Raw genomic sequence first — 13,394 nt, forward strand, 5'->3', positions numbered from 1 at the left:
CTTCTTCGTTTGCGCCGCATCAATCGCGCTTTGCGTGTCGGTTCCGTTGCCAGCAAGCCCGTTCGCTGCCGTCTCGGCGGTCACGACCGATGCTGTCACCGCAGCTACGAGATCCACCGCATCCTGAACATCGTCGATCTTCGTTTGGATCGCGGCCAATCTAGCTTGCAACGCCGTCGTCGCCGTACTGTTCGACAATGCCGCCACCAAGCCCGATGCGGTGTTATGCTTCACTTGTGCCGCATCGACGGCACCTTGCGTATCACTGCCGTCGCCCAGCAAGCCGTTCGCTGCCGTCTCGGCCGCGACCACCGATGCCGTCGCCGCGATGACCGCATCCAGACTACTCTGCGCATCATTGATCTTTGCTTGCACCGCTGACAATCTCGCGGCCAATGCCGTCTTCGCCGTGCTGCCCGGCAACGCTGTTACCAACAGAGCTGCCGCATCGTTTTTCGCCTGCACCGTATCAATGGTGTCCTGTGCGTCCGTGCCATTGCCGATCAGATTCGCAGATTCCCGTTCGGCAATAACAACCGATGCCGTCGCTGCGATAACGGCATTCAGGCCGGTCTTCGCATCATTGATCTTCGCTTGCACGGCGGCAATTCTAGCAGCTAATGCTGTCTTTGCCGTGCTGCTTGGCAATGCCGTTACCAAGTCCGATGCCGCACTCTGCTTCGTCTGCACCGTATCGATCGCGCCTTGCGCGTCGGTTCCATCGCCGGCAAGTCCATTAGCCGCCGTCTCAGCGGTTACTACCGAAGCCGTTGCTTCAATTACATCTTCCAAATTCGACTGCGCACCGTAGATTGCTGCTTGCACAGTCGCCAATCTAGCAGCCAATGTCGTCTTCGCCGTACTGTCTGGCAATGCATCTACCAAGTCCGATGCCGTACTCTGCTTCGTTTGCACCGTATTGATCACGCTCTGCACGTCGGTTCCATCACCCGCTAATCCGCCAGCAGCCGCCTCGGCTGCTGCTACCGACGTGGTTGCCGCAATAACGGCATCCAGAACATCCTGGGCACTGTCGATTGCCGATTGCACCGCCTGCAGCCTATCTGCGAGCGCCGTTTTCGCCGTACTATCCAGCAATGCTGTCACCAAGCTTGATGCCGTACCCTGCTTCGTCTGCGCCGCATCAATCGCGCTTTGCGTATCGGTTCCGTTACCCGCCAGCCCGTTTGCCGCAGCCTCTGCCGCGCCCACCGATGCCGCTGCCGCAGCTACCGTATTCACGACGTCCTGCGCATCGTCGATGACGTCTTGCACCGCTGCTATTCTAGCGGCCAATGCCGTCTTCGCCGTGCTGCTTGGCAATGCCGTCACCAAGCCCGATGCCGTACTCTGCTTCAATTGCGCTGCATCAACAGCGACTTGCGTATCGCTTCCGTCTCCCAGCAAACTGTTAGCCACCGTCTCGGCAGCCGCTACCGAAGCCGTTGCCGCAGCAACGGCATTCAATTTGGACTGCGCATCGTTAATTGTCGCTTGCACCGCTGCTATTCTAGCGGCTAATGCCGTCTTCGCTGTGCTGCTTGGCAAATCCGTCACTAAGCCTGATGCCGTAGCGTGATCCGATTGAGCCGCATCGATGGCCTCTTGCGCGTCGGTTCCGTCACCTGCTAGTTCACCGGCTGTCGTCTCGGCAGCCGTTACCGAAGCCGCCGCCGCGATAACAGCATCCCCGACATTCTGGGCACTATCAATGGCCGATTGCACCGCTGCCAATCTCGCTTCCAGCGCCGTCTTCGCCGTGCTGTCCTGCAAGGCGGAGACCAATCCAGTTGCCGTATCCTGTTTCGTCTGCACCGCATCGATCGCGGTTTGCGTATCCGTTCCGTCACCAGTCAGTTCATCTGCCGCAGTCTCAGCGGCGACAACTGATTCAGCTGCCGTAAGTACCGCATCCACAGCTTCCTGCGCGTCGTCGATGACGTCTTGTAACGCGGCCAGTCTCGACTCCAACGCCGTCTTCGCTGCGCTGCCAGGCAAAGCCGACACCAAACCCGATGCCGCACTCTGCTTCGCTTGCGCCGCATCGGCAGCACCTTGCGAATCGCTTCCGTCTCCCAGCAAACCGTTAGCTGCCGTCTCGGCAGCCGCTACCGCAGCCGTTGCCGCAGTAACGGCAATCAGATCAGACTGCGCATCGTTGATGCTAGCTTGTACGGCCGTCAATCTTGCCGCCAATTCCGTCTTCGCCATGCTGCTTGGCAACGCCGTCACCAAGACCGATGCCGCAGCTTGCTTCGATTGAGCCGCATCGATGGCCTCTTGCGCGTCGGTTCCGTCACCTGCTAGTCTGCCGGCTGCCGTCTCTGCCGCCGTAACCGAAACGGTCGCCGCGATAACGGCATCCAGATCAGATTGCGCGTCGTCGATTTTAGCTTGTACGGCCGCCAGTCTGGCTGCCAATGCTGTCTTCGCCGAGCTGCTTGGCAACGCCGTCACCAAAACCGATGCCGCAGCTTGCTTCGCTTGAGCTGCATCAATGGCTGGTTGCGCGTCGGTTCCGTCGCCTGCCAGTCCATTTGCAGAGGCCTCCGCCGACACAACGGCAGTCGTTGCCGCAACTTCTTCCGCAGATGGCGGCGTCGTGACTGGCCCAGTCGGACCGGTTGGCCCGGCAGGGCCTGACGCCTGTGCAGAGCCGATCTGTTCCCCTCCTACGGTCGCCGCGATACCTTCTTTGATTTTCAAAGCTGCCGGCTTATTTTCCAATGATGTTCCATCCGCATTAATTGCCGCATTCTCGATTTTGCCTTGCCCCACGACTTTCGTGAGCGCATCCAGCACCAAATCAACGATGCTTGCGTCCTTGCCAAGCGCCAAATTCGTATTGGAAGCCGATGGCGCCACATTCAATTGTTTGACCGAACCTTCCGGAATTGAAATGCGAATGCTTTGCGATAAAATATCGACTGTTTCGAATGCTCCTGTCAGAACGATTTCACTGCCAGCAGGCAGCAATTTCGAGAGTGTAACCGTCTTAATACCGCTGCCCTTGGCACCTTTATATTCCACCTTCGCGGCGGATCGCAGCTCAATCTCCCGTATCGTCGTCGCACCATCCTCTACAACGATGCGAATGCTGCCGTTCTTCTTGTCTACAACTACGTTCGCCAATACCGAATTCTCAAAATGGACGCTATTCGCACCTCCGCCTTCTACGCTCGTCGTGCCGGCCACGGTTACACCTTGAAGGAAAACATCCCCTTCGCCGATCCCAGCGCCCAGCAGCAAATCCCCCTTGATTGTGAGATTTCGCAGCGTAACTCCCGCGACCTTAATGACCACATTCCCGTCGATCGCTTGTATCCCCTCAGCCGGACCATAAGTCCCGGGCTTATCATAAGCCGTAACGAGAACGTCATTCCCTTTCAGCTTGAGCGCTTTGTCCAAAATGACGATCACTTCCGCGCGGGTCGCGGGCTTCAGCGGCTGGAACGTCCCGTCGGGAAACCCGCCCATCACCTTCGCGTCAATGACCGCACCAATCGCGCCTTTGCTCCATTCCGGGCTGTTCTTCGTATCCTTGAAGTTAAGATAAGAGTCCGAAGCCGCAAGCTTTAACAACTTCGCCGTAATGACCGCCAGCTCTTGACGGGTAACTACCGCTTTCGGCTTAAAGGTTCCGTCTTGGTATCCAGACAGATAACCTGCCGCCGCCGCTGCTGCGACGTCTTGATAAAACCAGTCGCTCTTGCGGACATCCGTGAATTTGGACGTCGAACCGCCCTTAATTTCGAAGGCGCGATTAATGAGAGCGACGATCTCTGCCCGGGTAATTGTCTTATTCGGCTTAAAGCTGCCATCCTCATATCCGTTGACCAGCCCTCTCTCAATCCACGAAAGGATCGTCTCCTTCGCCCAGCTATTTGCGATGTCCGAAGGAACCTTCGCAAGAGCCAATCCCGATGACTGGAATAAACATAAGCCCGCCAATACAACAACGATGAACCGCTTTACGGATTTTTTCAACATAGCACTTCCTTCTATTCAAGATTTTTCACTTACCTGCCGGATACGTCATTGCCAGAAATGATCGTCTCATTGGGTTCAAACCGCCGTTACTGAAAATCATTCGATTAAAATTTTAAATCCCTGCGGTTAAATAGCGGTAAAATGACAAACAAAGCGCAGCTTTTTTTCAACAAAAAAATACAAAAAGTGTAATGGCGGCATCGTTCAAACCTAATTTTTCGAGGGCTACGCTGTGAAAATAACAAAAAGACCTGCCCAAGTACGGGACCGGTCTAACGAAAATTATATTTTACCCGGGTAATATTGATTATTTAGTTTTATCCGGGTATAATTAGCGAGGTAATCAGAGAGGAGGTCAGCATTTGGGTAATACCCTATACTGTACGGCATTTTTGGGTGTAGAAGTCGTCGCCAATGGTTCTTTACAGCACGTTGTTACTACAGTGAAGGATGCTCTGAATGATAGAGACCTCACGCAACTGCTTATATTTGATGATTCCACGGGAAAGCCAATAGATGTTGATTTCCGCGGGAAGACAGATGATGTACTCCAACGATTAGAAGCTCAGTTCGGCGACTCATCCGGTTTGGAAGTGAGTCAGCAGCCTGCGCGGAGGGTCGGCCGACCCAAGCTGGGCGTTGTCTCCGGTGAGGTAACGTTATTGCCTCGGCACTGGGAATGGCTCAAGAGTCAACCTGGAGGGGCATCGGTAACATTACGAAAACTCATTGACGAAGCTCGTCATGCTGGAGAGCAGCAGAGCACAATTCGTGCGTCTCAAGAAACAACCTATAATTTTATGACAGCTATGGCCGGGGACTTCCACCAATATGAAGAAGCTCTGCGGGCTCTGTATGCGGCTGATATGGATCGTTTTTATCACTTCATCGACGACTGGGCACCTGATATCAGAAACCATGTCAAACGATTAGCTGCCCATGCATTTCCCAAAGAGAACTTATGAATGAAAGCATATGAGGGTATAAAGAATTAACAAGGAATTGCGATAGATAACAGAACTTCTGATATTGAATGAATTAAAGGAGAACATACTGATGAACATTTTGAAAGTTAACGGGGTTGAATTGGCCTATGACAGTTTTGGCAACGAAAATGATGAGGCTATCATCCTTATCGCCGGTCTTGGCACCCAGATGATCCGGTGGACGGCTCCGTTTTGTGAGCTATTAGCAGCGCGGGGCTTTCGCGTCATTCGCTTTGACAACCGGGACGTAGGCTGCTCAACGCATTTCAGCCATTATCCGACGCTGGATTTTGAAGCACTGGCAGCTGCTCTCATGTCAGGAAAGCGACCCGACATTCCTTACACACTCAATGACATGGCAAAAGACGCTATCGGGCTGCTTGACGCCCTTTCCATTGACCGGGCACACTTCGTTGGCAGGTCGATGGGCGGAATGATTGCCCAGGTTGCAGCCAGCAGGTACCCTGAACGGGTATTATCACTTACCTCCATCATGTCTAGCTCCGGTAATCCCGCCCTTCCGCAGGCTTCACAGGAAGTCATGGGCATGATGACTTCACCGGCGCCGAATCCCTTTGAGGATGAAGCAGGATATTTGGCGCACAGCATCGCTTTTGCCAAACGCATCGCCGGTACGGGCTATCCCTTTGAAGAGGATGCTTATCGCGCGCTCATTCTTGAGGAAGTCCGGCGAGCATATGATCCAGGCAGTGTCGGACGGCAAATTGCTGCGATCGCTGTCTCCGGTGACCGTCGTCCGCGGCTGGCGACCATTAAAGTACCCGCACTTGTCATTCATGGGATGGACGATCCCCTATTTGTTCCGGCGTGTGGTGAGGATACAGCATCTGCCATCCCGGGTTCCGAGCTCATGTTGATTGACGGTATGGGACATGACCTGCCGCACCAATTGTACGAAGTAACCGCTGATGGTATAGAGCGAACGGCTCGCCGCAAGTGACACGCGGTGCCCGATGGGATGAGCTGGACCGATACGATCAGATAAGCGCCAGTCTCATGATAGCATCATGAGCCGGCGCTTTTTTTATAGGAATTTTTCCAGACAGAAGAGTCATATTAAATTAAATGAAGGCAGACCTGCCCAAGCATCGGACAGGTCTGCCTTCTATTTATTTGATAGCCGCTCCGTATTGATTATAAATCCGGTACAAGAACACGGCAGCTTCTGCCCGTGTAGTCAGTCCTCTCGGATTAAGCATATTTCCGGAACCGTTGACCAGACCCGCCTCCGCCAAAACTGCCAGACTCAGCTCCGCATATGAAGCGACGGCCTTCCGATCGCTATAGACGTCCAGCCCGGCAGAAGACTGTACAGGTTGCAGTCCCTTGAGCTTCTCTAAGGCACGAGCGGTCAATACCATCATATCCTGCCGGGAAATGTTCTCCTTCGGATGGAATTCATTGTTGCCGCTTCCCGTTGCCAGCCCCAACTGCTTCGCAATACCCAATGCTTCATAGTAATAGGCATTCGAATCTGCATCCGAGAAATTGCCTTCAAACTCTGATGTCAGTCCCAATGTTTTCACAAGCAGGACAAGGAAATCTGCTCGCGTGATACGAGCTTCCGGTGAGAAGGCTCCTGCCGATGTGCCGTTAATGATCCCCTTGGAGGCCATGACCTCTATTGGATGCTTAGCCCATTTTACGCTGTCCAAATCCCCGAAAGTTTTATGCACATAAGCCACAGCATAGGAGCTAAAGTGCGTCGTCACAAAGGTGACCGTTCCGCTCTTCGCATCATATTGGCCGCTAGGGATGGAGATGACATTGCCGTCAATATACCACACGACGATATGCTCAGGATCGTTCAACTCCTCGGCAGTCGGCTTATATGGAATCGAGACTTTCACCGGTGCAGCCGGGTTGTTCCAGTTGATTTTTGTTCCATCGAGCTTCAGTGTCAGCTCCAGCAATGGCCGATCGCCTATGGCCGCTGCCGCTGAAGCGGATAATCCGCTTTTATCACCCGTACGTACCGTAATGGCTGCAACTTTCCCCTCGGTACCCGCTACGCCTTGCAGCATGTTGGATGGAATGGCAATGCTGCCTGCATGAGTGGCAAAGATCAGTTCACCCTCCAACTGCTTACTAGAAAGAGATTGCGGAGCAACTTCAATGGTATAGATACTTACGCCGGGAATATCCGGCACTGTCAATACGGTCTTCTTGTTACCTGTAAAAATGCTGTCTGCCAGCGCTCCAATCGCTACCGTTGCGTGACCTGCCGCTTGATCCACCTTTATAGGCAGCGTCGTTCCTACATCACCTGACACCGTAACCTTGTAGTCGATGGTTGGGCTGCCGCCCCCCGCTCCCGTTCCGCTTCCGCCATTCCCGCCATTACCGTTCCCGCCACTTCCATTGCCGTTGCCGTTGTTTGGCTGAGACACGGTTAGCGTAACCGTATAACGATCTGTGGAATCCATAAATCCGTCATTAGCGGTGAAGACCAGTGTTACGATTCCAACTGTAGTTGACGTGTAAGAGTAGCTTTCTGCCGCCGCTGCCGCTGAACCGCCGTTTACCGTTACTTTATAAGTGAGTGCGTCATTATCTGCATCTTCAAAGATGTCCCGAAGGTCAAGCGAATAAGCCGCATTTACGTTCAAAGCCGCTTCTGCTGTTGCGGCCACATCTGCCCGGCGGACCGGCGCGGAATTCGCAGTCACAGTCACCGCAACCGTATAAGTATCCGCTGAATCAGTGACCCCGTCATTGGCGCTAAAGACTAGGGTTTCGCTTCCGGCCGCTGTTGGCATATACGTATAATTCTCATTTGCGGGTACCGCCGTTGCACCATTAATAGACACCTTGTAAGTCAATTCATCGCTGTCTGCATCCTCGAAAATAGCAGCCAAATCGACCGTATACGGTGTGTTTACCGTTACAACGGCCGCTGCTGTTGCATCTACGCCTGTCCGGCGGACCGGAGCCGTATTGACCGTCAGTTCCACCGTGTAAGTATCGGAAGAAACGCTCGTTCCATCATTAGCTGCAAAAACTAAGGTTACGATCCCAGCCGTTGTTGGCGTATACGTATAATTCGCGGTTGCAGCTACTGCTGTCGCACCATTAATGGATACCTCATAGGTTAATCCATCGCCATCGACATCTTCAAAAATCGCAGAAAGATCAAGCGTATAAGGTGTATTCACCATCACAACCGCTTCCGTCGTTGCCCCTATGTTCGATTCCCGAGCGGGTGCCTGGTTGACTGTAATCTGAATAGTATACGTATCATCCGACTCTTCTTCACCATCATCCGCTGTAAAGACTAATGTTACAGCACCTGCAGCCGTCGGCGTATAGGTATATGCTCGATTTGCCGTTATCGCTGCAGCACCGTTAACCGATACGTTGTAGCTTAATGGATCGCCATCGACATCTTCAAAAATTGTCGACAAATCCAGCGAATATGCGGTATGAATTGTAACTTTGGCGCTCGCCGTTGCATCAACCGCGGCTTTGCGGTTTGGCTTAATGTTTGGCGCTTCAATGACAATTAATACAAAGCTCTTAGTCCGTGTCTCGCCTCCGGACCGGCTTATCGTCGCTGTCAGAGTAACTTCATAATCGTCATCCGATGCCCTTGTCACCTTACCAGTCGCGGGATTAATCAAGCTGCTCTGCGACACAATCCATGTAATGGCCGAGCCTGCTGCCGTTCCGGTTGCCGGCAATTGAAGGTTCTCCGTGACATGGTTTGCCGCACTGTTCGTACCTTTAATGGAGTCCCAAGTTAAGCTCTCGTAATCATAATAAGTCGATTCCTTCGCGGAGTAGGGCTGCCATTGAAGTGAAGGATACGCGTATCCTTCGGCAATCCTCCATACATTACTGAAATCCCAAGAGGTGAAGGTCGATTGCTGCATCAAAGCATTAGCATCTTTAGGAGTGCCCCCTTGTGACACGACTCCTCCCGTACTATAAAAATAGCTGTCTGAGACACTGCCGACAGGCTTATACCCGATTAGACCGCCGTTGGCGTCTGTCCCGCCGCTTGCACTCCCCGTGCTATAGCTGTTCGTTACATCCCCGCCTTGACTGATGCCGACGAGGCCGCCAGTGAAGACAGCTCCGTTACCCAGCACATTGCCTGTGCTATAACTGTCGCTAATCAACCCGTCAAATTTGTAGCCCGCTAGACCGCCAGCAATTCCTCCTGCTCCGATATCCACATCGCTTGTACTAAAGCTTCTGCTGATATTGCCAGTATTCCTGCCCGTCAAACCTCCTACAACGCCGCTGCTGGTCCCGACTACCTTCCCCGTGCTGTAACTTTCTGTGATAACTCCGCCTGTTGGATTGGAGGCACTCAGACCACCACCGGTAAAAGCATCCCCTCCCGTTACTGTAGTGCTGCTCCCGCTGCCCGATATCGTTCCTGTATTCGTACCCGCGAGACCACCAGCATAAGAACGATAATAATATGTTTCCAACGAGCCGCTCGTATGGCTGTTCTTTATAGATCCAACATTCGTCCCTGCTAAACCGCCGGCAATCACATCATTACCGCTCCCAGTAATCACTGCTTGACTCGAACTGCCCTCGATGAGCCCTTCATTCATACCAACCAATCCGCCCGCATAGTTAGCCGATGCCGCCTGAATCGAACCTTTGCTGGAACTATTCGTCACCTTTGCATTCGCATTCACAACTCCGGCTAAACCGCCAACAAATGCATTCATACCTGTTGAAGTCGTATTGAAATCAATCAAGCTGACATTTTTCAATTCTGCTCCTCCTGCTAGAGCGGAAAACAAACCAAGGAACTGATTCCCCGAGTTGATTGTCATGTTGTAGATGCCAAATCCGTTTCCGTCATAGCTGCCGCTAAAGCTCGCAAGCGGCGTCCAGTTGCCCGACAGCTCAATGTTTCCCGTCTGCTGGAAATACGCGCCCGGGCCCGGTATGGTCACATTGCGCAGTTCCCTTTCACTTGATACTTTATAAGGGTTGGAAATTGTACCATCCCCGCCTGAGAAGTTCGTCAAATCTTCTTCTGCATGTGCCGTTGACGGCATTCCAGCTCCAAACATGATGCCTGCGATCATACTAAATACGATGAGCATCGCTGTCGCTTTATTTAACCTTCTTTTATTCATTCCACAGCCTCCTGTTTATTCGCTTGTCAAAACCGATTATAACGAGAGGTGATAAAAGAATAATAAAAGATTTTAGCGGAAAACCACGAAAATCCGCACAGCATCAAGGCTTCACGGTTTCGAATGTAAGAGCTATTTGTTTCGATTACATAAAGCCGCACATAAAAAAACCCCTCCCCAACAACACAATAGGCTGCTGGAAAGGGATAATTGATTGATTCTAGCTCATTAATTGGAAAATATATCTGCTTAAATCAGGTCAGATTGCTGTAAGAGCCTTTGTACAATGGTTGCAACCTCAGCCCGGGTAATAAAGGCCTTCGGCGCAAGCTGGGCTGCACTCCGTCCAGTTACAAGACCCGCCTGAACGCTGTCTGCAACACCGCTGTGTGCCCAAGCAGATACTTTTGATGCATCTCCAAACGGACGAAGGGTTGCATCCACCGATTGTTCGGACAGCTTGGCCTTCAGTCCGGTAATCGCCATTGCTCTGGAGAGAATCATCATGGCTTCTTCTCGAGTGATTTTGTCGTTCGGCCGGAATGTGCCGTCCTCGAATCCTTTAATCAGCTGATGCTGATAAGCCGTGTTGATTGCGCTGTTGAACCAGTCTGATGTCTTCACATCAGAGAAGACTGTTGCACTATTATCCAGCTTCAATCCCAATCCGCGTACAAGAATCGCTGCAAACTCAGCTCGGGTGATGTCGCGGTCAGGGCTGAACAGACCGTTGCCTGTACCGCCAATAACCATACGCGATCCCATGTCGTTTACCGCAGCTTTCGCCCAGTGGTTCGCGACATCCGCGAATTCAATCGGATGCCAGACCACAGAGTACGTGCTATTGGTTAAGCTGTTAATCTGAGCATAATACTTGCCTTCGATTAGAACGATCTTAGTCGGTACGTGGCGTACCGTCCCATCCGGCTCCACTACGACGCCTGTCGTAATCTTTTTCGGATCCACTCCGGCCGGAATAGCGATCGTTCTTTCCATATAAGCATTGAACTTGGATACTTCAATACTTGCATTTCCGTAAGTAGCTCTGATCGTAAAATCGACCGGCGGAACCACAAGCGTGAATGTGCCATTCGCTGCCGCGTTCTCAACAACCTTCAACGTATCAGCCGTAGGAGCGGCGATTTCGATCTGCACTTTGATGTCTTGAAGGGCAACCGACTTGCCCAGTTTATCCGCTAAAGCTCCGATTTGGATCTGTGCAGCAGGAATCGTATACGTCGCATTGTCTGTCTTGATCACTACAACAGCTTGCTGGTTTTCCATGCCCTTAACCATCTGTCCGTTAAGTTCACCAATCACAACGTCCGACTTCGTATTAACCGGAATCGCAACTACGGCCCCTTTACCTTCCGCCGCTAGTTTCTCCTCCAGTTTCTTCTGATCGACGGAAATGGTCAGGACGTTCTGGCCATCTCGTTTGCTTGTTGTGGCAGTTCCCGCATTTTCTACTTTTCCGTTAATAAGAACATCTACACTATTGGCAGGTTTCTCTGGTGGCGTAGAGTTACCAGGCGAAGGAGTACCGTTCCCCCCGCTTGATACTGGCACTACAGCATTGGATTGTGCAGAGGATGTGCTTGATCCGGCTGCATTAATCGCTTTTAGTGTAAAGGTATAACTCGTTCCGTTGCTTAGACCCGTAATAACAATCGGGCTCGACGTTCCAGATACGACGATATTTCCTGGAGACACCGTCACCTCATATCGTGTAATCGGACTTCCGCCGTTATCTGTTGGAGGCGTAAACGTAATGATCACTTGTCCATCCCCCGCAACCGCCGTCACATCCGTTGGTGCTGCCGATACGGTTGCCGGTGTGGCACTTGCCTCATTGGACATCGCACCTAAGCCGCCTGCATTGCCGGCTTTCACTACAAAGTAATAGGTCGTACCGTTCAACAGGTTCTGCACATTGTAGGTAGAAGAAGTAACCGTTGCTGCTTCAACCTCTGAATATTGGCCAGAAACCGTCGTCATATAAATGTTGTAATACGCCGCTCCCTCAACCGTACTCCAATTGAGAGTAACTTGACGATCACCTCCGGCAGCTGTCAGGCTTTGCGGATTAACAGGGGTATTCGGCAAGCTGACTGCTTGAGTAACGGTAAACGTTACAGGCGTCATGTGATCCGCCGATACCGTGACTGTTGCCGTGTACGTACCTACTGGCAACCCGTCCTTCACTCCAACCGTAAAGCTTGTTGATTCGCCGCTGTCCAAAGTAGAATCCGGCTGTGTAATGACAAAATCATTAGCATTTACACCGTCTATCGCTACCGACAGGTTTGTCAAATCTCCTGAGCCCGTATTCAAGACAGGAATCGTTCTGACTTCTTGACTGCCAGCTGTGTATTCCTCGATAAGTGCTGTTAACGTTTGATTCGTGAGAGCAGCAATTGTGTAAGTCGGCGCGGCCGTCACCGTGATCGTCGCCGTTCCTTTTTTGCTGCTGTTCACTGTCGATGTTGCTGTAATTGTATAGTCACCCGGCTCTGCATCCGCTACTGCCGTCACCTTACCGGTATTATCCACCGTCACTTCAGCGTCGCTGCTCGTCCACGTCACCGTCGTTGCTGCTCCGCCAACCGCAACTACCGTTGCTGTAAGCTGCCTGCTTCCTCCTTGCACTACACTTGAACTGTTAGGGCTCACACTCACACTGTGAATGGCAGGTGCGGCCGTCACTGTGATCGTTGCCGTTCCTTTTTTACTGCTGTTCACTGTTGACGTTGCCGTGATTGTGTAATCACCTGGCTCTGCATCCGCTGCTGCTGTTACATTTCCTGTAGCGTCTACCGCTAATTTTCCACTGGTGTCATTGCTCGTCCACGTCACCGTCGTCGCTGCTCCGCCAACCGCAACTACTGTTGCCGTGAGCTGCTTGCTTTCTCCTTGCATTATGCTTGCACTGTTCGGACTGACGTCCACACTAGTGATGGCAGGCGCTGCTGTCACCGTAATTGTGGCCGTTCCTTTTTTACTGCTGTTCACTGTTGATGTTGCCGTGATCGTGTAATCACCTGGCTCTGCATCCGCTGCTGCCGTCACGTTTCCTGTGCTGTCCACCGCCACACTGGCGCTGTCGCTGCTCGTCCACGTCACCGTCGTCGCTGCTCCGCCAACCGCAACTACTGTTTCCGTAAGCTGCTTGCTTCCTCCTTGAACCACGCTTGCGCTATTCGGACTAACGTCCACACTGGTGATTGCAGGAGCTGCTGTCACCGTGATTGTGGCCGTTCCTTTTTTACTGCTGTTCACTGTCGATGTTGCC

5 protein-coding genes are annotated in these 13,394 nt (G+C 52.3%); 2 read left to right on the forward strand and 3 right to left on the reverse strand.

All coding sequences use genetic code 11. The annotated features are described in order from the left end of the window. Positions 1-3,990: S-layer homology domain-containing protein (locus tag TY10_RS29180; protein WP_202903231.1), on the reverse strand; the 3,990-nt coding region annotated here is incomplete at its 3' end. Between the two features lie 362 nt (positions 3,991-4,352). Between TY10_RS29180 and TY10_RS23520 the strand changes: the two genes are divergently transcribed. Continuing rightward, positions 4,353-4,955 carry a DUF2239 family protein gene (locus TY10_RS23520; RefSeq protein ID WP_042169075.1) on the forward strand — a complete coding sequence of 201 codons (603 nt, stop codon included), beginning with the start codon at positions 4,353-4,355 and terminating at the stop codon, positions 4,953-4,955. A gap of 91 nt (positions 4,956-5,046) precedes the next feature. After that, positions 5,047-5,937 (forward strand): alpha/beta fold hydrolase, encoded by an 891-nt coding sequence (locus tag TY10_RS23525; RefSeq protein WP_042169078.1) that lies wholly within the window; start codon positions 5,047-5,049, stop codon positions 5,935-5,937. Between the two features lie 169 nt (positions 5,938-6,106). Here the strand turns inward: TY10_RS23525 and TY10_RS29185 are convergent, their stop codons facing one another. Beyond that, complete coding sequence (locus TY10_RS29185; protein ID WP_052350734.1) at positions 6,107-10,102, reverse strand: S-layer homology domain-containing protein; 3,996 nt, start codon at positions 10,100-10,102, stop codon at positions 6,107-6,109. Between the two features lie 249 nt (positions 10,103-10,351). Next, the coding region (locus TY10_RS23535; RefSeq protein WP_155986034.1) for an S-layer homology domain-containing protein at positions 10,352-13,394 on the reverse strand (3,043 nt) is incomplete at its 5' end.

The organism is Paenibacillus gorillae (genome assembly GCF_000513275.1).
GTDB classification, from domain to species: Bacteria; Bacillota; Bacilli; order Paenibacillales; family Paenibacillaceae; genus Pristimantibacillus; species Pristimantibacillus gorillae.